This window comes from Streptomyces sp. NPDC048257 (assembly GCF_043201855.1).
Lineage (GTDB): Bacteria > Actinomycetota > Actinomycetes > Streptomycetales > Streptomycetaceae > Streptomyces.
Genome location: NZ_JBICZI010000008.1, coordinates 1 through 23360 on the forward strand (window position 1 = coordinate 1; position 23360 = coordinate 23360).

The following is a 23360-nucleotide window of genomic DNA, read 5'->3' on the forward strand; positions in this document are numbered from 1 at the left end:
GCGCCCCCCCCCCCCCCCCCCCCCGCGCCCCCCGCCCCCCCCCCCCGCCCCCCCCCCCCTGCCCGGCGGAGCCGGGTTTCCCGGGGCGCCGCCCCAGACCCCGCGCCACAAACGCCGGCGAGGCTGAACGCGGCTAGCGGCGGGGGCGGATGGTCATCGCCATCAGTGCGGCCATGGCGCACAGCGCGCCCGAGGCGTACCAGACCACGTCGTACGAGCCCGTGAGGTCGCGGGCCAGGCCGCCCAGGAAGGCCACCACCGCCGCGCCGAGTTGGTGGGAGGCCAGGACCCAGCCGAAGACGATCGCGCCGTCGTCCCCGTAGTGCTGGCGGCACAGTGCGATCGTCGGTGGGACGGTCGCGACCCAGTCCAGGCCGTAGAAGACGATGAAGAAGACCAGCGGCGGCCGCACCGACGGCGCCAGCAGGATCGGCAGGAAGAGCAGCGAGACCCCGCGCAGGGCGTAGTAGACGGCCAGCAGCCGCCGGGACTCGAAGCGGTCCGTGAACCAGCCCGACGCCACCGTGCCGACGATGTCGAAGACGCCGATCACCGCCAGCAGCCCGGCGGCCGCCGTCACCGGCATGCCGTGGTCGTGGGCCGACGGGACGAAGTGGGTCCGCACCAGCCCGTTGGTCGAGGCCCCGCAGATCGCGAAGGTGCCCGCCAGCAGCCAGAAGGGGCCCGTACGCGCCGCGTCGAAGAGCACCTTCAGCGCCCGCCGCGTCGCACCCGCGGCCGGGGCAGGCCTCTGCGCGTACGTGCCGCCGTACGGCGCGAGCCCGACGTCCGCCGGGTGGTCGCGCAGCAGCAGCCATACGAAGGGGACGACGGCCACCGCCGCCAGGGAGACCGTCACCGTCGCCGGGCGCCAGCCGTGGTGGTCCACCAGCCAGGCCAGCAGCGGCAGGAAGACCAGTTGGCCGGAGGCCCCGGCCGCGGTCAGGATGCCCGTGACGAGGCCGCGCCGGGCCGTGAACCAGCGGTGGGTCACCGTCGCCGCGAAGGCCAGGGCCATCGAGCCGCTGCCCAGGCCCACCAGCACGCCCCAGCACAGCACCAGCTGCCAGGGGGCGGTCATCCACACCGTGGCCAGTGCGCCGCAGGCGATGACGAGCAGGGCGAGGGCGACGACCCGGCGGATGCCGAAGCGGTCCATCAGCGACGAGGCGAAGGGCGCGGTGAGCCCGTACAGCGCGAGGTTGACCGAGACGGCGAGGCCGATGGTGCCGCGCGACCAGCCGAACTCGGCGTGCAGCGGCTCGATGAGGAGTCCGGGCAGGGACGCGAAGCCGGCCGCGCCGATGATCGTCACGAAGGCGACGGCGGCGACGAACCAGGCGCGGTGGATACGGGCGGCCTGCCGAGGGGCGGCCGTGGGGGCGGGGGCGGGGGCTGTTCGGTGCACGTCGACAGCTTCCGGCCGGCCGGGGCCCGTACGAAAGTGGCCTGACTGTCATGCTTCGCTACGATCGGGCCATGGAGTCGCAGCAGAAGGCACACCGGGTCGTCGTCCTCGCACTCACCGGGCTGCTGCCCTTCGAGCTCGGCATCCCGCACCGGATCTTCGGGCGGGCCAAGGATCCGGCCGGGCGGCCGCTGTACGAGATCCTCACGTGCGGGCTCGCCCCCGGGGCGGTGCGCACGGACGCCGACTTCGAGATCCACGTCGAGCACGGCCCCGGACTGCTGGCCACCGCCGACACGGTGGTGGTGCCGGCCTCGTACGAGCTGGGCCCGGTGTACGAGGAGGGCAGGCTGACCGGCGAGCTGGCCGCGGCCCTCGCGCACATCCGGCCCGGCACCCGGCTCGTCGCGATCTGCACGGGCGGCTACGTCCTGGCCGCCGCCGGGTACCTGGACGGGCGCCCCGCCACCACCCACTGGGCCTCCGCCGAACACTTCCAGCGGCTCTTCCCGGCCGTCCGCGTCGACCCCGGCGTGCTCTACACCGACGACGGGGACGTGCTGACCTCGGCCGGGGTCGCCGCCGGAATCGACCTGTGCCTGCACATCGTGCGCCGCGACCACGGCGCGGTCGTCGCGAACGAGGTGGCCCGGAGGACCGTCGTACCGCCCCACCGGGAGGGCGGGCAGGCTCAGTTCATCGCGCGCCCGATGCCGGAGCCACAGCTCGCCACCACCACGGCGGCCCGCGCGTGGGTGCTGGACCGGCTGGACGAGCCGCTCCGGCTGACCGACCTGGCCCGGCAGGAGGCCATGTCGGTGCGGACCTTCACGCGCCGCTTCCGGGAGGAATCGGGGGTCAGCCCCGGCCGGTGGATCGTCGGACGGCGGGTGGAGCGGGCCCGGCAGCTGCTGGAACGGACGGACCTGCCGATGGAGCGGGTCGCGCGGGACAGCGGCTTCGGCACGGCCCAGTCGTTGCGCAAGCACGTGCAGGCGGCCCTGGGGGTCAGCCCGACCGCCTACCGCCGCACCTTCAGGGCGGCGGGCAATCTGCCAGTATCTGATGGGTCATCAGTTGATGCCGGACCCGTGCATTGACTTCTCCCGCCCCCCGCTCGTGAATGACCCCCTGCGCAGGGCGGGCGCGAGGACCCCAGGGGGCGTGCGGTGCGAACAGGGGCGCGGAAGCGGAGATGGCCGGCGGCCGTCGGCATGGCGGTCCTGGCGGCCACGACCGGGAGCTCGCTGAGCGCACCCGCCGCGGCCGAGGGGGAGGCGCCCCCGGGCCAGGTGGACTTCCCGACCCACTGCACGGCGCCCCAGGAGGCCGGGCTCCCGCCCGCGGACGGGCCGACCACCGCCCGGATCACCGTCGACAACCCGGCCCCGCAGGTCGGCGATACCGTCACCGTCACCTACCAGGTGCTCCGCACCCCCGCCTCGAACCCGGTCGGCGGCGCACTGCCCGCCGACGTACTGACCCCGACCGGCCGCATCCTGCTGGCGGGCGCCCAGAGCGGCGAGGTCACCGTCGTCGGGGCCAAGCGCAACGACCCGGTCCCCGCGGGCGCGGACCTCCCCGCCGTCACCATGACCGGCACCTTCACCGTCACCGCGCCCGGCGGGACCACCCTGGCCCCGGGCGGCTACACCCTGCACACCAGCCACCTGCTGGACCTGGACACCACCTGCACCGCGGACGCCCCGTCCGCCGTCCCCGTCTCCGCGCGCCTGACCGCGACCGAGCTGCCCACGGCCAACCTCCGCAGCGTCTTCCTCGCCGCCGCCCACGGAAGAGCGGGCGCCAAGGTCACGGTCACCGCCGCCGGCTTCCCACCGGGCGCGGCCGTGACGGTCGCCGGGCGGGCGGGCGCCGCCGAGACCGCCGACCGGGTGAGCGCCACCGCCGACGAGCTGGGCGCGGCCCTGGTGGAGCTGCCGGTCACGGACAGGGCCACCACCGCGGTGATCGCCTACGAGGGCGCCGCCTGGTCGGCGCGCCGGGGCTCCGGCCCGGCCGCGTACACGGTCATCAACGTCACCGCGGCGCCCTCCGGCACCCAGAAGGTCACGGCCACCGTCGAGCCGGGCGCCCTGGGCATGACCCAGACGGGCGAGGGCATCACCCTGGGCGCCGTGCCGTACGGCGACGGCGGCGCCGCCCCCGGCCGGATCGGGACGGTGACCGTCACCGACGCCCGCGGCGGCCCGGCCGGCTGGTCCCTGACCGGCAAGGTCACCGACTTCACAGGACCCGGGGGGATCCGCATCCCGGGAGCGTCCCTGTCGTGGACCCCGAGGTGCGTGGCGGCCGCCGGCAGCCGGAGCACCTGTACGCCGGGCAGCGCGGGCGTGGTCGGACCCGACGGGGCGCTCCTCGCCTCCACCCCCGACGCCCCGCAGGTCGGCGGCACCTTCACGATCGACGCCACGGTCACCCTGCAGGTGCCGCCGTACACCCCACCGGGCGCGTACACGGCGGTCCTGACGCTGACCCTGTCGTGAGGGGGTGGACGCGGGCGGCGCTGCTGCTCGGCGCCGTGGTTCTCGCCGGGCCCGGCGGGACGGCCACCGCCGCCGACGACGGCCAGTGGTCCGTCCTGCCCGTCGCGAACGCCGTCGGGCAGCGGCCCTGCTTCTACCTCTCCGCCGCGCCCGGCCAGGCCGTCGCCGACGCCGTCACCCTCACCAACCGCAGCGACCGGCCCCGTACCTTCCGGCTCTACGCCGCCGACGCCCACAACACCGCCCGCGACGGCGGCTTCGCCGTGCGCGGGCCCGACGAGCCGCGCCGGGCCACCGCGGCGTGGGCGAAGCTCGACCGGGAGCGGGTGACCGTACCCGCCCGGGGGTCGGTCGCCGTCGCCTTCACCGTCACCGTCCCCGAGCGCGCCGAACCGGGGGACCACCCCGGCGCCGTCGTGGCCGTGGAGGACCGGTCTGCTTCCGGGGCCGCCGCCGGCGCGGGGATCGGCGTGCAGCAGGCCGTCGCCGCCCGGCTGTACCTGCGCGTGACCGGGCCCACCGCCCCCGCCCTCACCGTCCGGGAGGTCACCGTGCACCGGCGCGGCTCCGGCGCGGACGTCTCGTACACGCTCCACAACATCGGCAATGTGACCCTCCGCCCCCGCGCCACCCTCACCGCCACCGGAGTCCTCGGCCGCACGCTCCTCGGCCGCGAGCTCGGCGGGCTGCCCGCCGAGCTGCTGCCGGGTCAGGAAGTACGGCTCAGTGCCCGTTGGGAGGGCGCGCCCAGAGCGGAATGGGCCGAGGTCACGGTGCGCGCCCGGGCCGACGGAACCACAGCTCAGGGCGGTGCGGACCTCGCCGAGCACCCTTCGCTCCCGGCCCTGGCGGCCCTCGCCGTGGTGATCTGGTCGGCGCTGGGAGCCGCATCGGGGAGAATGGCCCGTATGAGCGATCGTTCCCCCGAGTCCACCGCCCCGCACCGTGCGGGGTTCGCCTGCTTCGTCGGCCGCCCCAACGCGGGGAAGTCGACCCTCACCAACGCACTCGTGGGCACCAAGGTCGCGATCACCTCCAACCGGCCGCAGACCACCCGCCACACCGTCCGCGGCATCGTGCACCGCCCCGACGCCCAGCTCGTCCTCGTCGACACGCCCGGCCTGCACAAGCCGCGCACCCTGCTCGGCGAGCGCCTCAACGACGTCGTCCGGACCACCTGGGCCGAGGTCGACGTCATCGGCTTCTGCCTGCCGGCCGACCAGAAGCTCGGCCCCGGCGACAAGTTCATCGCCAAGGAGCTCGCGGGGATCAAGAAGACCCCCAAGATCGCCATCATCACCAAGACCGACCTGGTCGAGTCCAAGCAGCTGGCCGAGCAGCTCCTCGCCGTGCACCAGCTCGGCGCCGAGCTGGGCTTCGAGTGGGCCGAGATCGTGCCCGTCTCGGCCGTCGGCGACACCCAGGTCCAGCTGCTGGCCGACCTGATCGCGCCGCTGCTGCCGGAGAGCCCGCCGCTGTACCCGGAGGGCGACCTCACCGACGAGCCCGAGATGGTCATGGTCGCGGAGCTGATCCGCGAGGCCGCGCTGGAGGGCGTACGGGACGAGCTCCCGCACTCCATCGCCGTCGTGGTCGAGGAGATGATCCCCCGGGAGAACCGCCCGGCGGACCGCCCGCTGCTCGACATCCACGCCAACGTCTACATCGAGCGGCCGAGCCAGAAGGGCATCATCATCGGCCCGAAGGGCTCCCGCCTGAAGGAGGTCGGGATGAAGTCGCGCAAGCACATCGAGGCGCTGCTCGGCACCCCGGTCTTCCTCGACCTGCACGTGAAGGTCGCCAAGGACTGGCAGCGGGACCCCAAGCAACTGCGCAAGCTGGGCTTCTGAGGCGCGACGCCACAACGCCACCGCCAACGCGACGACGAACGGACGCGGCCCCCACCCGGGGCCGCGTCCGTTCGTCGTCGCGTCCGTCCTGCTACGCGGGCCGGCGCACCCGCACCACGTTGTCCGTACGGGTCCCCGGCGTACCGTCGGGCTGGTCCTGGACCCGCTCGGTCTCCTCGGCGCGCAGCACCTCCCAGCCCGCCGTGACCGGCTCCAGCTGCGCGAGGACCTCTTCGGGCGTGGGGAAGTGCGCCTCCTCCCGGTCCTCCTGCCAGGGCGCCCAGCCCGCGTGGCCGACCACCAGCAGGGTGCCGCCGGGGGCCACGGCCGAGGCGGCCGTGCGCAGGACGGCGTCACGGGGGAAGTCCCCGTAGTTGTGCAGGAAGCAGGCCGAGACGAGGTCGAACTCCCCCTCCGGGAAGGACTCCGTCAGATCGTGCCGAGCGAAGGAGATGCGGTCCGCGACCCCGGCGTCCGCCGCGTGCTCGGCCGCCCGGCCGATGGCGACCCCCGAGATGTCGGTCCCGGTGACGGTCCAGCCGCGGCGGGCCAGCCAGACGGCATCGCCTCCCTCCCCGCAGCCGAGGTCCAGGGCCCGGCCCGGGGCGAGGCCGGACACCTCGTGCACCAGCATGGCGTTGGCCTCACCGCTCCAGATCCGGTCGCTCTCCCCGTAGCGGCCGTCCCAGAACTCCTCTCCCGCCGGGGCCCCGGCGGCCGGGTGGTGGGAGTGCGTGTGCGTGTGGGCGTGCTCGGTCATGGGTTCCTCTTCCAGTACGGGTGCCGGTGCGGCCGATGCTCCGCCCACCGGGCGACCTACGGCAAACTTTGTTGCCGACCCGGCAAAGAGGACTCCGGCGGGGTCAGGGTCCCGGCCGGGGCCGGGACCCTGCGCTCTTCCCGCAGCGGTCCGAGCCGGCGGATCAGTCCTGGGGCTCGGCGATCAGGGCCGTGGCCACCCGGCGGAAGCCGATGCGGGCGTAGACGCGGGCCACGTCCTCGTCGCCGGCCGAGAGGAAGACCGTACGGGTCCCGCGCGCACGGGCTCGGGCGACGAGCGCGGCCGTCACCCCGAGGGCCAGGCCCTGGCGGCGGGCCGACGGGAGGGTGCCGACGCCCACGACCTCGGCGACGTCCCCGACCGGGTTGTACAGGCCCGAGCAGAGCACCACGCCGTCCCGGACGGCCGCGGCCATGACCGTGGTGCCCGCCGCCAGCTTTCCGGACACCCGGGCCCGGCCCTCCTCCGCCGACGGATCCGTCATCGCCGCGGCCAGTTCCGCGGGGCCGGCCTCGCCCAGCGCCGTTCCCGGAGCCGCGAAGGCCAGGGCCGGGACCGTCACCGCGGCGGTCAGGAGCGGGTCGTCGGCGCCGAGCAGCCGGACCTCCGGGTGCGGGGGAAGGGTTTCGGCCGAGGGGTCCAGCACCATCAGGGGGTGCGCGTGGACATGCAGTCCCGCCGCCTCCACCGCGGCCCGCAGCGAGGGGCTGGTTTCGGCCACCCACTCGAAGGCCTCGGGCACCTTCAGCTCCCGCTGGCGCTCCAGGACCCGTTGTACGTCGGCCGGGGTCGCCGCGGGGCCGCCGAGCGCGGGCCGCGCGTAGTACGGCCAGCCCGCGCCCTCCTGGACGAACAGGGTCAGCGCACCGAAGTCCTCGGCGCGGGCCCCGCCCACCCGCGGCACCGTGTCGTAGTACCGCTCCAGCTCGGACAGCTTCGAATCGATCATGTGGTCGGTCATCCGGCCATCAAAACAAAGCGGCGCCGGTGGGGCACCTGCTTTCCGGGCCGCTCAGGCACCCTCCTTCAGCACCCGCGAGATCAGCGCCCGCTGGGCCTCCGACAGGTTCGGCTCCTCGCAGGCCACCGTCCGCCCGTCCACCGTGATCCGGTACGAGAAGCCGTCCCGTACCCGGTCCGCCGGATGGCCCGGCGGACCGGGCCGCAGCGCGCGCTGGGCCAGGGCCTGCCACTCGTTCTCGTCCGGCCGGCCCGTGGTGTCCACCTCGGCCCGGCGCTCGATGCCCGCGAAGCCGCCCGTCCGTACCACCTGAATCCGCATGGGAGCCCTCTACCCCACGAGCGGGACACCCACCGCGGACCACGCCTTCTGGAGGGCCTGGTGCTCCGCGCCGCCGTCCCCGTACCGGGTCACGGCCGCTGCCGTGGAGAGCCGGGCGAAGTCCGCGAAGTCCGCGTTCTCGGCGAGCTCGCCGCCGGTGAGGGTGTCGTACCAGATCTGCCCGGCCCGCTCCCAGGCCTTGCCGCCCAGTTCGGTGGCCACGATGTAGAAGGCGTGGTTGGGGATGCCGGAGTTGATGTGCACGCCGCCGTTGTCGCTGTGGGTGCTGACGTAGTCGTCCATGGTCGCCGGCTGCGGGTCCTTGCCGAGCTCGTCGTCGTCGTACGCGGTGCCCGGCGCCTTCATCGAGCGCAGCGCGACCCCGGTGACGTTCGGGCCGAGCAGTCCGGCCCCGATCAGCCAGTCGGCCTGCTCGGCCGTCTGCTCCAGGGAGTACTGCTTGATCAGCGAGCCGAAGACGTCGGACATCGACTCGTTCAGGGCGCCCGACTGCCCGTGGTAGGTCAGGTTCGCCGTGTACTGGGTGACCCCGTGGGTCAGCTCGTGCCCGATGACGTCCACCGACACGGTGAAATCGAGGAAGAGGTCCCCGTCCCCGTCGCCGAAGACCATCTGCTGGCCGTCCCAGAAGGCGTTGTTGTAGTCCTCGCTGTAGTGGACGGTCGCGTCCAGTGCGAGCCCGGCGTCGTCGATCGAGCGCCGCCCGAAGCCCTTCAGGAACAGTTCGTACGTCGCCCCGAGCCCCGCGTAGGCACGGTTGACGGTGGCGTCCCCGCTCAGCGGGTCGCCCTCCCCGCGGACCTTCTTCCCGGGCAGCCGGGTGCGGTGCTGGGCGTCGTAGACGGTCCGGTCCGGCTCGTCGGAGGCCGACACGGCGAGGGTGGGGACGATCCCGCGGACGGCGGTGACCCGGCGCCGGGTGCGCAGCAGGGAGTCGCGTTCGAGGGTGCGCTGGGCGAGATCGGCGCGGCGGGAGTCCCCGGACCGGGCGGCCTTGTCGAGGAGGTGCGGCGGTACGACGGTGCAGAAGACGGGGTGATGGCGGTGAGCGTGGGAGGCATCCATGCCCGGCAATGTGGCAGTGGGTCATGACGCTGTCACTACCTGCGACCATGATTCATTCGCTTGTCTGAAAGCGGTGGCGCCGGATTGACGAAACCGCCCGACCTGGAGGGAGTCGAAGAGGCTTAGCTCACATTTGGTGTAAATCGGACACCCGGGTCTTGCATACTGAAACAGGTCCTCGCGATACGGCGCGGCTCGGTTAGGCTCGGCCCATCATGCGTTTCGGGCTGCTTCTCCTTAGCTGCCGCGGCGAGGGTCTGTAGTCGTAGGCCGACCCCCTCCCCGCGGAGTTTGGTGTTGCGGTTTTTACGACCGCCGTCGGCCGTCCCAGCGAACTACACGCGGACACGCGAGGAGCCCAACGCCATGAGCCAGCAGCCTTTTGTCGGTCGCCCCACGCCCATCACGAACGCGACCCACAGCCAGAAGTCCTCCGGAATGCCGATCCACAAGTACGGCCGGTACGAGCAGGTGGACATCCCGGACCGCAGCTGGCCGGACGCCCGCGTCACCAAGGCCCCGCGCTGGCTCTCCACCGACCTGCGCGACGGCAACCAGTCGCTGATCGACCCGATGACCCCCGCCCGCAAGCGCGAGATGTTCGACCTGCTGGTGCGCATGGGCTACAAGGAGATCGAGGTCGGCTTCCCCTCCTCCGGCGAGACCGACTTCGCCTTCGTGCGCTCCATCATCGAAGAGGGCGCGATCCCGGACGACGTCACCATCTCCGTACTGACCCAGGCCCGCGAGGACCTGATCGAGCGGACCGTGGAGTCCCTGGTCGGCGCCAAGCGCGCCACCGTGCACCTGTACAACGCGACCGCCCCGACCTTCCGCCGGGTCGTCTTCCGTGGCTCCAAGGAGCAGATCAAGCAGATCGCCGTCGACGGCACCCGTCTGGTCATGGAGTACGCCGACAAGCTGCTGGGCCCGGAGACCACCTTCGGCTACCAGTACAGCCCGGAGATCTTCACCGACACGGAGCTGGACTTCGCCCTGGAGGTCTGCGAGGCCGTCTGTGACGTCTGGCAGCCGGCCGAGGGCCGCGAGATCATCCTGAACCTGCCCGCCACCGTGGAGCGCTCGACGCCCTCCACGCACGCGGACCGCTTCGAGTGGATGGCCCGCAACCTGACCCGCCGCGAGCACATCTGCATCTCCGTCCACCCGCACAACGACCGCGGCACCGCCGTCGCCGCCGCCGAGCTGGCCCTGATGGCCGGCGCCGACCGCATCGAGGGCTGCCTGTTCGGGCAGGGCGAGCGCACCGGCAACGTCGACCTGATCACCCTGGGCATGAACCTGTTCTCCCAGGGCGTCGACCCGCAGATCGACTTCTCGCAGATCGACGAGATCCGCCGCACCAGCGAGTACTGCAACCAGATGGAAGTCCACCCGCGCCACCCCTACGCGGGCGACCTCGTCTACACCGCCTTCTCCGGCTCCCACCAGGACGCCATCAAGAAGGGCTTCGACGCCATGGAGGCCGACGCGGCCGCCCAGGGCAAGACCGTCGACGACATCGAGTGGGCGGTCCCGTACCTGCCGATCGACCCGAAGGACGTCGGCCGTTCCTACGAGGCCGTCATCCGGGTCAACTCGCAGTCCGGCAAGGGCGGCATCGCGTACGTCCTGAAGAACGACCACAAGCTGGACCTGCCGCGCCGCATGCAGATCGAGTTCTCCCGGATCATCCAGGCCAAGACCGACTCCGAGGGCGGAGAGGTCACGCCGAAGGCGATCTGGTCGGTCTTCGAGGACGAGTACCTGCCCAACCCCGAGAACCCGTGGGGCCGCATCCAGCTGCGCTCCGGTTCGACGGCCACCGACAAGGACGGCACGGACACGCTGACCGTCGAGGCGGTCGTGGACGGCGTGGACGCGGTCCTGAACGGCACCGGCAACGGTCCGATCTCGGCCTTCTTCGACGCGCTGGCCGGCATCGGCATCGACGCCCGCCTGCTGGACTACACCGAGCACACCATGAGCGAGGGCGCCTCCGCCGTGGCCGCCTCGTACATCGAGTGTGCGATCGACGGCCGCGTCCTGTGGGGCATCGGCATCGACGCCAACACCACCCGCGCCTCCCTGAAGGCGGTCATCTCCGCCGTCAACCGCGCGGGCCGCTGACCCCTCGTACGGGAACCCCGCACCCTCCCCGGCCGGAGGGGGCGGGGTTCCGTCGTACCCGCGCCGGCCCGGAGAAGGGCAGGGCGGGGGCACGGCGGGGTCAGGACGGGCGCAGGGGGCTCAGCGCGCCAGGTAGCCGCCGTCCACCGGCAGGATCACGCCCGCCGCGAACGAGGCCGCGTCCGAGGCGAGGAAGGCGATGACCCGGGCCACCTCCTCCGGTTCTCCGAGCCGGCCCATCGGGTGCGCCCCCGCGATCTCCGACAGGTACTCCGGCCCGCCCGGCTCGTCCTTCAGCGCGATCACCCGCTCCGTACGGATGGTTCCCGGTGCCACCGCGTTGACCCGGATCCCGTGGGCGGCCCACTCCACCGCGAGGTGCTTGGTCAGCCCCGACGCCACGAACTTCGCGGGTCCGTACGCGGCCTGGCGCGCCTGCCCGGCCACGCCCGAGATCGAGGACGCGCAGACCAGGGCCCCGCCCGGACGCGGCTGCGCGGTCATCGCCTCGATGGCGTACTTGCAGGTCAGGAACATCCCGTGGCCGTCGACCGCCATGACGTGGTCCCGGCCCTCGGGACTGGTCTCCCGTACGTCGGAGAGGGGCAGCACCCCGGCGTTCGCCACGGCGACGTCCAGGCGTCCGTACGCCTCGACCGCGGCCGCGACCATCGCGCGATTGGCCTCCGGATCGGCGACGTCACCGGCGACCGCGGTGACGGCGCACCCCTCGCCGGCCAGTTCCGTACGCAGGGACTCGACCCCGGGGCCATTGATGTCGGCCGCGGTCACCCGGGCCCCCGAGCGGGCCAGCAGCAGGGCGGTGGCCCGGCCGATCCCGCTCGCGGCGCCGGTGACCAGACAGGACTTCTCGTTCATGCGGCGAACCTTGGGGGGCACCGGGGGACGCGGGGGGCGCAGACCGGCCAAGTCCTGGTTCCGGCACATGTTGTCTTGTCACACGACTGACGCATCCCCATCGATGTGGCTAACATCACGCCAACCCGGCGATGTTGCCGGAAGGTTACGGAGGTGCGACGTGCTGCCAGTTCGGGGTGGGGACGGCCGGAAGCTGACGGTCTGGGGCATCCGTACCACCTGGAGCACCGTGGGGGACGGGGAGTTCTTCTGCCCCGCCTGCGGTGGGGACCGCAATTACCGCCGGCGCACCGGACGACGCCGGTTCACCGTCCTCGGGGTGCCGCTGCTGCCGCGCGGGCAGGCCGGGCCCGTCATCGAGTGCCAGGGATGCCGTGCGCGCTTCGGCACCGACGTCCTGGACCACCTCACCACGACGCGCTTCACGGCCCTCCTGCGCGACGCCGTGCACACCGTGGCGCTGGCCGTGCTCACCGCGGGCGGAACGGCCTCGCGCAGCGCGCTGGAGGCCGCCGTGAGCGCCGTACGGGCCGCGGGCTTCCAGGACTGCACCGAGGAGCAGCTGGAGTCCCTCGTGGAGGCGCTGTCCACGGACGAGGGCCGGCTCGGGCTGTACGACGTCCCCGAGTGCTGCGGGGCCGCGCTGTCGATAGAGCTCCACGAGGCCCTGGAGCCGCTGGCCCCGCACCTGGCCGGGCCGGGCCGCGAATCGATCCTGCTCCAGGGAGCCCGTATCGCGCTCGCGGACGGCCCGTACACCCCGGCCGAGCGCGAGGTGCTCGCCACGGTCGGCGCGGCGCTGCGGATCGACACGGCCGAGGTCACCCGGCTGCTCTCGGCGGTGCGGGCTCCCTGAGCCGCCACCCGCAGACACGCACGGCCCCGCGCGAGGAACCGGCGCGGGGCCGTTCGCGTGCGGTGGGGGTCCGGATCCGTCCGAAATCGCCTTCCAGGACGTAACGATCCGGCCTCACAGGGCCGATTTCGGGACGCGTGAACGCCTTGTGAAGGTGCGGAGGCGCTTCCTCCCTGCCCGATGTGTCCACCTGTCGGACGCCCGGAACGGTGCCTTCGAGCGTACCGGTCCGAGGGGTCGCAGACCCCGTACCCGCACGTCACGGCAGGTGCGCTGCACCGTCCCGCCGCGGAAATGCCCGGCTCGACGGCCCCCGGTGCATACCTCCCGCCGGCGAGTCCGCACCACTGGAGAAACCTACAGATCGGGCGCCCGCCCACGTCAACAGTTTGTCGAAGTCGACGATACCTGTGAGGCCTCCCACAGGCGTTCAATTCCGGTCACACGACAAGGCGGCGCCGTTAACAGAGCGCGGCTTCGATTCATCTCGACGTGAATGCACTGACAACCCTGGCGTACCAACGGGTTAGCGACCCACTACGCCCAGGGATAACCAGATCTCCTCTCACTTACCTACCTTGAAGGGCAAGGCTGAGATGGCACGTGTCGCCGCCCGGCTTTCCACCGACGGAGAGCAGAGCACGCACCCGGTCGACGAGGTGCTCCCCCTCCCCAAGCTCGCGCTGTACGGCTTCCAGCACGTACTCGCCTTCTACGCCGGTGCGGTGATCGTCCCGATCATCGTCGGCAACGCGCTGAAGCTGAGCCCTGAACAGCTGGTCTACCTGATCAACGCGGACCTCTTCACCTGCGGTATCGCCTCGATCATCCAGGCCTGGGGCATCGGCCGGATCGGCGCCCGACTGCCGCTGATCCAGGGCGTGACCTTCACCGCGGTCTCCCCGATGATCGCCATAGGCCTCGGCGCCGGCGGCGGTACCGCCGCCCTCCTGGTCATCTACGGTGCGGTGATCACCGCCGGTATCGCCACCTTCGCGTTCGCCTGGCTGCCGGCCAAGGCGTTCCGGACCGTGATGCGGCTGTTCCCGCCGGTCGTCACCGGCACGGTGATCACCGTGCTGGGCATCGTCCTGATCCCGGTCGGCCTCAACGACGCGGCCGGCGGCCTCGGCAGCCCGGACTTCGGTGACCCGAAGCACTTCGCCTACGCAGGCGGCACGATGCTCTTCATCCTCGTCCTGATGAAGATCGGCAGGCCGTTCCTCTCCAGCATCTCGATCCTCCTCGGCCTGGTCGTCGGCACCACCACCGCCTTCCTCCTCGGGGACGCGAAGTTCGGCGACGTGAGCAACTCCGAGTGGATCGGCGTCACCACCCCCTTCCACTTCGGCGTCCCGAAGTTCGAGTGGTTCCCGATCGTCCTGATGCTCATCGTCATGCTGATCACCATGGTCGAGACGACCGGTGACACCTACGCCGTCGGCGACATCGTCGGCAAGGAGGTCGACAGCGAGACCGTGGCCCGCGCCCTGCGTGCCGACGGCGCCGCGACCGCCCTCGGTGGTGTCCTCAACTCCTTCCCGTACGTGGCCTTCGCCGAGAACGTCGGCCTGGTCCGGATGACGAAGGTGAAGAGCCGGTTCGTGGTCGTCGCCGCGGGTGTCTTCATGATCGTCCTGGGTCTGCTGCCCAAGGCCGCCGCGATCGTCGCCGCCGTCCCGCACGGAGTCCTCGGCGGCGCCGCGACCGTCATGTTCGCCATGGTGGCCCTGGCCGGTATCCAGACCCTGGCCAAGGTGGACCTGAAGGAGGAGAAGAACGCGCTGATCGTCGGCGTCTCCCTCGCCTTCGCCCTGCTCCCCGCGACCGTCCCGGTCTTCTTCACCAAGCACATGGACCCGGACCTGTCCTCCCTGCTCAACAGCGGTGTGACGCTGGGTGCCACGGCCGCCATCGTCCTCAACCTGATCTTCAACGGCCTGGGCAAGGACGAGCCGCACGAGCGCGGCGCCGAGGCGGCCGAGGCGGTCTCCGTGGCGGTGCCCGTCCAGGCGGTGGCCCCCGTGGCCGGTGCCGAGAAGGCCGCTGCCGAGGCCGGCGCCGAGAAGGCCGCTGCCGAGAAGTCCGGTGGCTCCGGTCCGACGGACAGCGCGGACACCACCGCTTCCTGATCCTCCCAAGGGGTGCCCGCCCCCCGTCCGGTCCTCCTGGCCCGGGCGGGGGGCCGGTGCTGTCCCCGGAACCACCGCCGGGCGGGTGACAATGGGCGCATGAGTCTGTTCCGCGACGACGGCATCGTGCTGCGCACCCAGAAGCTGGGTGAGGCGGACCGCATCATCACGCTCCTCACCCGCGGCCACGGCCGGGTGCGGGCCGTCGCCCGCGGGGTCCGGCGTACGAAGTCCAAGTTCGGCGCAGGGCTGGAACCCTTCTCCCACGCCGACGTGCAGTTCTTCGCCCGCGGCAGCGAGCTGATCGGCCGCAGCCTGCCGCTCTGCACCCAGACCCAGATCATCGCCCCGTACGGCAACGGCATCGTCACCGACTACGCCCGCTACACGGCCGGCACCGCGATGCTGGAGACCGCCGAGCGGTTCACCGAGAACGAGGGCGAACCCGCCGTGCAGCAGTACCTGCTGCTCGTCGGAGCCCTGCGCACCCTCTCGCGCGGCGAGCACGAGCCCCACCTCATCCTCGACGCCTTCCTGCTGCGCTCCCTCGCCGTCAACGGCTACGCGCCCAGCTTCGACGACTGCGCGAAGTGCGGCATCCACGGCCCCAACCGGCACTTCTCCGTCGCCGCGGGCGGAGTGATATGCGGGGACTGCCGGGTGCCCGGCAGCGTCGTACCCTCGTCTGAGGCCATCGCCCTGCTCAGCGCCCTGCTGACGGGCGACTGGGGACATGCCGACGCGTGCGAGGCGCGTCACGTGCGGGAGGGCAGCGGGCTGGTCTCCGCCTACTTGCACTGGCATCTGGAGCGCGGGCTACGCTCCCTGCGATACGTCGAGAAATAGGAGCTGGGCACATGGCACGACGCGGGATTCTGGGGCGCTCTCGCCGCGAGTACAAGGTTCCCGAGCCGCACCCGTCCGGTGAGCGCCCGCCGAAGATCCCGGGCGAGCTCGTCCCGAACCACGTCGCGGTCGTCATGGACGGCAACGGCCGCTGGGCCAAGGAGCGCGGTCTGCCGCGCACCGAGGGCCACAAGGTCGGCGAGGGCGTCGTACTCGACGTGCTCAAGGGCTGCCTGGAGATGGGCGTCAAGAACCTCTCCCTCTACGCCTTCTCGACGGAGAACTGGAAGCGCTCGCCCGACGAGGTCCGCTTCCTGATGAACTTCAACCGCGACGTCATCCGGCGCCGCCGCGACGAGATGAACGAGCTGGGCATCCGCATCCGCTGGGTCGGCCGCATGCCCAAGATGTGGAAGTCGGTCGTCCAGGAGCTCCAGGTCGCGCAGGAGCAGACCGTCGGCAACGACGCCATGACCCTGTACTTCTGCGTCAACTACGGGGGCCGCGCGGAGATCGCGGACGCGGCGCAGGCCATCGCCCGCGATGTCGCGGCGGGCCGGCTGGACCCGTCGAAGGTGAACGAGAAGACCTTCGCGAAGTACATGTACTACCCGGACATGCCGGACGTGGACCTCTTCCTGCGCCCCAGCGGCGAGCAGCGCACCTCCAACTACCTGCTCTGGCAGAGCGCGTACGCCGAGATGGTCTTCCAGGACGTCCTGTGGCCGGACTTCGACCGGCGCAACCTCTGGGCGGCCTGCCTGGAGTACGCCCAGCGCGACCGCCGCTTCGGCGGGGCCGTCCCGAACCAGGCGGAGCCGGGCACCTCCGCCTGAGTTCCCGCGCGGTCGAGCTCGTCTACCGGGTCACCACGGCGGACATGGCGCAGGCGCTCCGCGCCCGGGACGCGCACACGGCCGCGGGGCGGCGCAGGCGATGGGCGTTCCCCGTCGGCGGGACCTTCGGGATCGGCATCGGCCTGCTGGTGACGGTGACCGACGGGACCGTCTCCGGAGCGCCGCCGGCCCTGGTGGCCGCCGGCGTGCTGCTGTGGGTGATCACCCTGTTCGGCCCGCGGCTCCAGGCGCGGGCCTTCCGCGGACTGCTGGGGGAGTCGGGGGAGACCCGGGCCGTCATCGACGGCTCGGGAGCCCTGCTGACGGCGGCGTCCTGCGAGTCGCGCATCGGCTGGGCCGCGCAGCCGAGGTACGTGGAGACGGCCGACGCGTTCGTCATGCCGAGCGACGACAAGCAGGCGGTGGCCATGACGGTCCTGCCCAAGCGGGGAATCCGGGCACCGGCCGACGCCGACGGGCTGCGGGCGATCCTGGACGCGAACCTGCGGCGGCTCTAGGGGTGTCCTGCCGGTCGGGCCGGACCGGTCAGCCCGCGGCGGCGCAGTCGGCGCAGGTGCCGAAGATCTCCACCGTGTGCGCCACGTTCACGTAGCCGTGCTCGGCCGCGATGGACTCGGCCCACTTCTCCACGGCCGGGCCCTCCACCTCGACCGCCTTGCCGCACTTGCGGCAGACCAGGTGGTGGTGGTGGTCGCCGGTGGAGCAGCGGCGGTACACGGACTCGCCGTCGCTGGTGCGCAGCACGTCGACCTCGCCGGCGTCCGCGAGCGACTGGAGGGTGCGGTAGACGGTCGTCAGGCCCACGGAGTCACCACGGTGCTTGAGCATGTCGTGGAGTTCCTGGGCGCTGCGGAACTCGTCCACCTCGTCCAGCGCCGCCGCGACCGCGGCCCGCTGCCGGGTGGATCGTCCTCGTACTGGCGCGGTATTCATCTCGCCAGGCGCAGTCGCCACCGGTTCCTCCTCGTATCGGCCTCGGCCCATTGTGCCAGGCGGCCGACGCATCTAGACCTTCACGTCGTCCCCCGTGCAGACCTCTTCGGCGGCGGCGCGGGCCGCGTTCGCCCGGCGCCTGGCCAGGGGCGCCGACAGGGCCGTCATGACGACGAAGACGCCGATGGCCAGGAGCACGATCGCCGCGCCGGAGGGTGCGTCGAGGTAGTACGTGGCGGTCACGCCGCTGAGGGAGACCACGACGCCGATCACCATGGCCAGCGACAGCGTCGCGGCGAAGCCGCGGGTGACCCGCTGCGCGGCCGCGACGGGGATCACCATCATGGCGCTGACCAGCAGCAGGCCCACGATCCGCATCGCCACCGTGACGGTGAGGGCGGCCGTGACGGCCATCAGGAGGTTCAGCGCCCGCACCGGCATGCCGGTGACCCGGGCGAACTCCTCGTCCTGGCTGATGGCGAACAGCTGGCGGCGCAGTCCGACCGTGACGGCGAGGACGAAGGCGGCGAGGATCACCGCGGCCCAGACGTCCTCCGGCGCGACGGTGGTGATGCCGCCGAAGAGGTAGCTGCTCAGGGTGGCGGTGGAGCCGCCGGCCATGTTGATGATCATGACGCCGCCGGCCAGGCCGCCGTAGAAGAGCATGGCGAGCGCGATGTCGCCGCTGGTCTTGCCGCGGGAGCGGATGTGCTCCATGCCCACGGCGCCGACGACGGCGACGAGGGAGGCCATCCACACCGGGCTGGTGTTGAGCAGGAAGCCGAGGCCGACACCGGTGGTGGCCACGTGGCCGATGCCGTCGCCCATGACGGCCTGGCGGCGCTGGACGAGGTACGTGCCGATCGCGGGCGCCGTGAGGCCGACGATGGCGGCCGCGATCAGGGCCCGCTGCATGAAGGCGTAGTCGAGGAGGTCCATCAGCTCAGCAGTCCCGTCCGCAGGGGCTCGGCGTCGTGCGCCGCGTGGGGGTGTACGTGGTCGTGGCCGGGCAGGGCGTGCTGGCCCACGGCCTCCGGGGGCGGGCCGTCGTGGACGACGCAGCCGTCGCGCAGGACGACGGCCCGGTCGATCAGGGGCTCCAGCGGGCCGAGCTCGTGCAGGACGAGGAGGAGCGTGGTGCCGAGGGCCTTCTGCTCGCGCAGGGCGGTCGCGAGGACCTCCTGGTTGGCGAGGTCCACGCCGGCCATCGGCTCGTCCATGATCAGCAGTTCCGGTTCGACGGCGAGCGCCCGGGCTATGAGCACCCGCTGGTGCTGGCCGCCGGAGAGGGCGTTGACCGAGGAGGAGGCGTGCTGCTCCATGCCGAGCAGGGCCAGGGCGCGCTCGACCGCGGCCTTGTCGGCCTTGCGCAGGATCCCGAAGCGGGAGCGGGCGAGCCGGCCGGCGGAGACGACCTCGCGGACGGTGGCGGGGACTCCGCTGGCGGCGGTGGTGCGCTGCGGGACGTAGCCGATGCGCGACCACTCCCGGAAGCGCTTGAAGTCGGTGCCGAAGAGGGACAGGTCGCCGTCGCTCAGCGGGACCTGGCCGACCACGGCGCGGACGGCCGTGGACTTGCCGGAGCCGTTGGCGCCGAGCAGGGCGACGACCTCTCCGCGGTGGACGGTGAGGTCGATCCCGCGCAGCACGGGGCGCGAGCCGAGCGAGGCGGTGGCCCCGCTCAGGGATATGACGGGCTGGTCCGCTGCCTGGTGCGCCGTGGACTGCATGGCTCGCGCCTCCGTTGCTGCTGTCATCTACTTGGCTCCGAGCGCCTTCTGGAGGTTCTTCAGGTTGGACCGCATGACCTCGAAGTAGTCAGCGCCCTGGGACTTGTCGGTGATTCCCTCAAGCGGGTCCAGGACGTCGGTCTTCAGGCCGGTGTCGGCGGCGAGGGTCCTGGCGGTCTTGTCGCTGGCCAGGGTCTCGAAGAACACGGTGGAGACATTCTCCTGCTTCGCGAGCCCCTGGAGTTCCTTCATCCGGGCCGGGCTCGGCTCGGACTCGGGATCGACGCCGGAGATGGCCTCCTGGTCGAGGCCGTACCGCTCGGCGAGGTAGCCGAAGGCGGAGTGGGTGGTGATGAAGGTCCTGGACGCGGTGTTCTGCAGGCCGTCCTTGAACTCCGTGTCCAGCGCGGTCAGTTTGCCGACCAGCTCGTCGGTGTTCTTCCGGTAGTCGGCCGCGTGGTCGGGGTCGGCCTTCACCAGGGCCGCGCCGACACCCCTGGCGATCTCCGCGTACTTGGCGGGGTCGAGCCAGACGTGCGGGTCCCGGCCGGCCTCGCCGTGGTCGTGGCCGTGGTCGTGGCCCTCGCCCGCGGCGTGGCCCTCCTCGGCGCCGTGGTCGTGGCCGGAGGAGCCGTGGACCTCCAGCTCGGTGAGGGTCGCGGCGTCGACGACGTTCTTCACGCCGGACTGGGCGACGGCCTTGTCGACGGCGGGCTGCAGGCTCTTGAGGTAGAGGACCACATCGGATTCGCCGAGCCGCGCGGTCTGCTTCGGGCTGATCTCCAGGTCGTGCGGTTCGACGCCGGGCTTGGTCAGGCCGAAGACCTTCACGTGGTCCTTGCCGATCTGCTCGGCGAGGAACTGCATCGGGTAGAACGACGCCGTCACGCCGACCTTGCCGTCCTTGCCGGCGCTCTCGCCCGCACCGGAGCAGGCGGTCAGGGCCGTGGCGCCGAGGGCGACGGCTCCGGCGAGGGCGGCGGTGGGTATGAGGCGTCGTACGTTCATGACATCCATTTTCATCAAAGATGGAAACGATTGTCAAAAACCCAGGTGGGGGGCCCGGGGAGGCCGCCGTGGAAGGGGAACCGATTTGAAAGGGGGGGTGCGGGCGCCGGTAACCTAAGGACTTCGCCGTTCGTCCTCGTAATGAAGAGAGCACCGTGGCCGCCGACAAGATCGACACCATCGTCAGCCTGAGCAAGCGCCGTGGCTTCGTTTTCCCTTGCAGTGAGATCTACGGCGGCTCTCGGGCTGCCTGGGATTACGGTCCGCTCGGTGTCGAGCTCAAGGAGAACATCAAGCGCCAGTGGTGGAAGGCGATGGTCACCGGGCGTGAGGACATCGTCGGCCTCGACTCGTCCGTGATCCTGGCCCCCGAGGTGTGGGTGGCCTCCGGCCACGTCGCCACTTTCTCGGACCCGCTGACCGAGTGCACCGCCTGTCACAAGCGGCACCGCGCGGACCACCTTGAAGAGGCGTACGAGGCCAAGCACGGCCGTCTGCCCGCCAATGGCCTCGCCGACATCAACTGCCCCCACTGCGGCGTGAAGGGCCAGTTCACCGAGCCCAAGCAGTTCTCCGGCATGCTGGAGACCCACCTCGGCCCGAGCCAGGACACCGCCTCCAAGGCGTACCTGCGCCCCGAGACCGCCCAGGGCATCTTCACCAACTTCGCCACCGTGCAGACCACCTCGCGCAAGAAGCCGCCGTTCGGCATCGCGCAGATGGGCAAGTCCTTCCGGAACGAGATCACTCCGGGCAACTTCATCTTCCGCACGCGCGAGTTCGAGCAGATGGAGATGGAGTTCTTCGTCAAGCCGGGCGAGGACGAGCAGTGGCAGGAGTACTGGATGCAGGAGCGGTGGAACTGGTACCGCGACCTCGGCATCCGCGAGGAGAACATCCGCTGGTTCGACCACCCGAAGGAGAAGCTGTCCCACTACTCGAAGCGCACCGCCGACATCGAGTACCGCTTCAACTTCGGTGGCAACGAGTTCTCCGAGCTCGAAGGCATCGCCAACCGCACCGACTTCGACCTCAAGGCCCACTCCGCCGCCTCCGGCCAGGACCTGGTGTACTTCGACCAGGAGACCAAGGAGCGCTACACCCCGTACGTCATCGAGCCGGCGGCCGGTGTGAACCGCGCCATGCTCGCCTTCATGCTCGACGCGTACGTCGAGGACGAGGCCCCGAACGCCAAGGGCGTCATGGAGAAGCGCACCGTGATGCGCCTCGACCCGCGCCTGGCCCCGATCAAGGTCGCCGTCCTGCCGCTGTCCCGCAACGCGCAGCTGTCGCCCAAGGCCAAGGGCCTCGCCGCCGACCTGCGCAAGTTCTGGAACATCGAGTTCGACGACGCGGGCGCCATCGGCCGCCGCTACCGTCGCCAGGACGAGATCGGTACGCCGTTCTGCGTCACCGTCGACTTCGACACCCTGGACGACAACGCGGTGACCGTGCGCGAGCGCGACACCATGAAGCAGGAGCGCGTCTCCCTGGACCAGATCCAGACCTACCTCGGCAGCCGTCTGCTCGGCTGCTAGGTACCGCCGTACGTACGAAGACCGGTGGCCCGGTGCGCTCGCAGCGCACCGGGCCACCGGTCTTTTCGCGGTACGGGTCCGGTCAGGTGGTCCCTGACGCCTCCGCCTCGGCGCGCTCGGCCGCACGGCGCTCTCCCTCGGCCTTGGACCGCTTCCCGTAGAGGGCGGTCCACACGGCGAGGCCGCCCAGCACGGCGTAGATCATGACCGGGCTGACGGCCACCATGATCTTGGTGCTCAGCGTGTAGGCCAGGACGAGGCGGACGACCGCCTCGATGACGTAGGCGACGCCCCACACCAGCGTCATCCGGTTCATGGTGGTGCGGAAGCCGTCGTACTGCCACAGGCCGTTCCACCAGGCGGTGCTCTCCGAGGTGCCGTCGGTGGCGAACTTGCGGCCGAAGTAGAACATCAACGGGCGCGGCGCGAACAGCGTCGCCAGGCAGAGCAGCCCGAACAGTCCGGTCACGCCGGAGTCCTTGATGAGCAGGGCGCGGGCCGAGTGGGCGCCGACGAGCGAGACGACGGCGGTGATCACCAGGAACACCAGGGTGACGACGGCGAACTCGTCGAGCTTGCGCCGCCAGGCCAGGCTGACGACGCTGTCGAGCACCGGCCAGGCGCTGCTGAGCAGCAGTGCGGAGAACTCGCTCCAGCCGTGGCTCCCGGTGAGCACGTTGTACGTGATGATCGGCGCGACCACGTTGAGCCCGATGGTCACGATCCAGCCGAGGGCGGTGGCCCCACCGGAACGTTTCGGAGGTGCCGGTCGTGAGTCTTGAGTTGCTTGAGTGGACAAGGGTCCCCCTTGGGGCGTGCCTGATGGTGTGCGGTAAGGGGACCGTATGGAGTTTGACGGCCCACGAACAAGTCGGGCGCGCCCAAAATGATCATCAAGTTTTGTCGGGAGTGACTGATTCGGCCCGGCGCCGCCCCGTGTCAGGCGCGCAGGCCCCGGATCACGAGGGCGGTGACCGCCTCGAACTCGGTGATGATCGTCGGCGAGAGCCAGTCGGCCGCGTACTGCGGGTCGTGGAAGCGGCCGGTGGCGTCGAACACCGCGCGCGCGGCCGCCGGCACGTCGTCGGCGGCGAGCGAGCCCGCCGCGACGCCCTCGGAGATGATCCGGCCCAGCTGGTCGATCAGCTCGGTCAGGTGCGCGTCCACCACGCCGCTGTTCTCGGCGAGCAGCACGGTGTAGGTGGCGAACAGTTCCGGGTCATCGCCCGCCTTGCGGCGCTTGGCGTCGAAGAGGGCCTCCAGCCACGCCTCCAGCTTGGAGGGGGCGCTCCCGGCGGGAGCCGAGGCGATCTCCTCCAGCAGGACCACGCTCCTGGCGAGCCAGCGGTCCGTGACGGCCTCGCGCAGCGCCGCCTTCGAGGGGAAGTGCCGGTACACGCTGCCGTGGCTGACACCCAGGGCGCGGGCCACGTCCACCACGGTCGCTTTGGTGGGGCCGAAGCGGCGCAGCACCTCCTCGGTGGTCTCGAGGATGGCCTCGGGGGTCAGGGGCGCGGCAGCGGCGGGGGGCATGAGT

Annotated in this window: 22 protein-coding genes; 10 read left to right on the top strand and 12 right to left on the bottom strand. The window is 71.6% G+C overall.

Translation table 11 applies throughout. The features are described from left to right. Positions 1–133: 133 nt before the first annotated feature. Positions 134–1408: an MFS transporter gene (locus tag ACGFZK_RS18060; protein ID WP_393849846.1), complete on the bottom strand. Its 1275-nt coding sequence runs from the start codon at positions 1406–1408 to the stop codon at positions 134–136. Positions 1409–1479: 71 nt separating this feature from the next. Between ACGFZK_RS18060 and ACGFZK_RS18065 the strand changes: the two genes are divergently transcribed. From ACGFZK_RS18065 to era, 3 genes are all read left to right on the top strand, one after another. Further along, a complete protein-coding gene (locus ACGFZK_RS18065) occupies positions 1480–2508 on the top strand; it encodes a GlxA family transcriptional regulator (protein WP_393849847.1) in 1029 nt (342 codons plus the stop codon). A gap of 114 nt (positions 2509–2622) precedes the next feature. Beyond that, positions 2623–3915 (top strand): beta-xylosidase, encoded by a 1293-nt coding sequence (locus tag ACGFZK_RS18070; RefSeq protein ID WP_393849848.1) that lies wholly within the window; start codon positions 2623–2625, stop codon positions 3913–3915. Between the two features lie 899 nt (positions 3916–4814). Further along, the gene (era, locus tag ACGFZK_RS18075) at positions 4815–5765 is read left to right on the top strand and encodes a GTPase Era (protein ID WP_030384631.1); all 951 of its coding nucleotides are present in this window, start codon (positions 4815–4817) and stop codon (positions 5763–5765) included. Positions 5766–5856: 91 nt separating this feature from the next. Here the strand turns inward: era and ACGFZK_RS18080 are convergent, their stop codons facing one another. The 4 genes from ACGFZK_RS18080 to ACGFZK_RS18095 form a co-directional block, all read right to left on the bottom strand. Next, complete coding sequence (locus tag ACGFZK_RS18080; protein ID WP_393849849.1) at positions 5857–6525, bottom strand: SAM-dependent methyltransferase; 669 nt, start codon at positions 6523–6525, stop codon at positions 5857–5859. Between the two features lie 163 nt (positions 6526–6688). Further along, positions 6689–7507 carry a GNAT family N-acetyltransferase gene (locus tag ACGFZK_RS18085; protein WP_393849850.1) on the bottom strand — a complete coding sequence of 273 codons (819 nt, stop codon included), beginning with the start codon at positions 7505–7507 and terminating at the stop codon, positions 6689–6691. A gap of 51 nt (positions 7508–7558) precedes the next feature. Next, on the bottom strand, positions 7559–7828 hold the full coding sequence (locus ACGFZK_RS18090) for a protealysin inhibitor emfourin (RefSeq protein ID WP_393849851.1): 270 nt from the start codon (positions 7826–7828) through the stop codon (positions 7559–7561). Positions 7829–7837: 9 nt separating this feature from the next. Further along, positions 7838–8914: a M4 family metallopeptidase gene (locus tag ACGFZK_RS18095; RefSeq protein ID WP_393849852.1), complete on the bottom strand. Its 1077-nt coding sequence runs from the start codon at positions 8912–8914 to the stop codon at positions 7838–7840. Between the two features lie 366 nt (positions 8915–9280). Between ACGFZK_RS18095 and leuA the strand changes: the two genes are divergently transcribed. Then, entirely contained in the window at positions 9281–11044 is a 1764-nt protein-coding gene (gene leuA / locus ACGFZK_RS18100) for a 2-isopropylmalate synthase (RefSeq protein WP_393849853.1), read from the top strand. Between the two features lie 120 nt (positions 11045–11164). Here leuA and ACGFZK_RS18105 read toward each other — a convergent pair whose 3' ends face one another. After that, positions 11165–11923, bottom strand: coding sequence for an SDR family NAD(P)-dependent oxidoreductase (locus ACGFZK_RS18105; RefSeq protein ID WP_393849854.1), 759 nt, complete (start codon positions 11921–11923; stop codon positions 11165–11167). Positions 11924–12083: 160 nt separating this feature from the next. Here ACGFZK_RS18105 and ACGFZK_RS18110 point away from each other — a divergent pair, with 160 nt between their 5' ends. The 5 genes from ACGFZK_RS18110 (at position 12084) to ACGFZK_RS18130 (ending at position 17111) form a co-directional block, all read left to right on the top strand. Beyond that, positions 12084–12779 carry a TerB family tellurite resistance protein gene (locus ACGFZK_RS18110; protein ID WP_393849855.1) on the top strand — a complete coding sequence of 232 codons (696 nt, stop codon included), beginning with the start codon at positions 12084–12086 and terminating at the stop codon, positions 12777–12779. Between the two features lie 596 nt (positions 12780–13375). Then, positions 13376–14911 (top strand): nucleobase:cation symporter-2 family protein, encoded by a 1536-nt coding sequence (locus ACGFZK_RS18115; protein WP_393849856.1) that lies wholly within the window; start codon positions 13376–13378, stop codon positions 14909–14911. A 99-nt stretch (positions 14912–15010) separates the two neighbouring features. Then, positions 15011–15757 (top strand): DNA repair protein RecO, encoded by a 747-nt coding sequence (gene recO / locus ACGFZK_RS18120; protein WP_008739303.1) that lies wholly within the window; start codon positions 15011–15013, stop codon positions 15755–15757. An 11-nt stretch (positions 15758–15768) separates the two neighbouring features. Then, complete coding sequence (locus ACGFZK_RS18125; RefSeq protein WP_393849857.1) at positions 15769–16593, top strand: isoprenyl transferase; 825 nt, start codon at positions 15769–15771, stop codon at positions 16591–16593. 44 nt (positions 16594–16637) lie between these two features. Continuing rightward, complete coding sequence (locus tag ACGFZK_RS18130) at positions 16638–17111, top strand: YcxB family protein (protein ID WP_393849858.1); 474 nt, start codon at positions 16638–16640, stop codon at positions 17109–17111. Between the two features lie 28 nt (positions 17112–17139). Here ACGFZK_RS18130 and ACGFZK_RS18135 read toward each other — a convergent pair whose 3' ends face one another. The 4 genes from ACGFZK_RS18135 to ACGFZK_RS18150 are packed head-to-tail and all read right to left on the bottom strand — an operon-like array spanning position 17140 to position 20285. Then, on the bottom strand, positions 17140–17568 hold the full coding sequence (locus tag ACGFZK_RS18135) for a Fur family transcriptional regulator (protein WP_078626133.1): 429 nt from the start codon (positions 17566–17568) through the stop codon (positions 17140–17142). Positions 17569–17619: 51 nt separating this feature from the next. Continuing rightward, a complete protein-coding gene (locus tag ACGFZK_RS18140) occupies positions 17620–18486 on the bottom strand; it encodes a metal ABC transporter permease (protein ID WP_393849859.1) in 867 nt (288 codons plus the stop codon). Then, complete coding sequence (locus ACGFZK_RS18145) at positions 18486–19304, bottom strand: metal ABC transporter ATP-binding protein (RefSeq protein ID WP_393849860.1); 819 nt, start codon at positions 19302–19304, stop codon at positions 18486–18488. Before ACGFZK_RS18145 ends, ACGFZK_RS18140 begins: the two co-directional genes overlap by 1 nt. Next, positions 19305–20285, bottom strand: coding sequence for a metal ABC transporter substrate-binding protein (locus ACGFZK_RS18150; RefSeq protein ID WP_393849861.1), 981 nt, complete (start codon positions 20283–20285; stop codon positions 19305–19307). It abuts the gene before it with no gap. Positions 20286–20440: 155 nt separating this feature from the next. Here ACGFZK_RS18150 and ACGFZK_RS18155 point away from each other — a divergent pair, with 155 nt between their 5' ends. Continuing rightward, a complete protein-coding gene (locus ACGFZK_RS18155) occupies positions 20441–21823 on the top strand; it encodes a glycine--tRNA ligase (RefSeq protein ID WP_393849862.1) in 1383 nt (460 codons plus the stop codon). Positions 21824–21905: 82 nt separating this feature from the next. Here ACGFZK_RS18155 and ACGFZK_RS18160 read toward each other — a convergent pair whose 3' ends face one another. After that, entirely contained in the window at positions 21906–22544 is a 639-nt protein-coding gene (locus tag ACGFZK_RS18160) for a VC0807 family protein (RefSeq protein ID WP_393849863.1), read from the bottom strand. Between the two features lie 218 nt (positions 22545–22762). Further along, complete coding sequence (locus ACGFZK_RS18165) at positions 22763–23356, bottom strand: TetR family transcriptional regulator (protein ID WP_393849864.1); 594 nt, start codon at positions 23354–23356, stop codon at positions 22763–22765. Positions 23357–23360 lie beyond the last annotated feature (4 nt).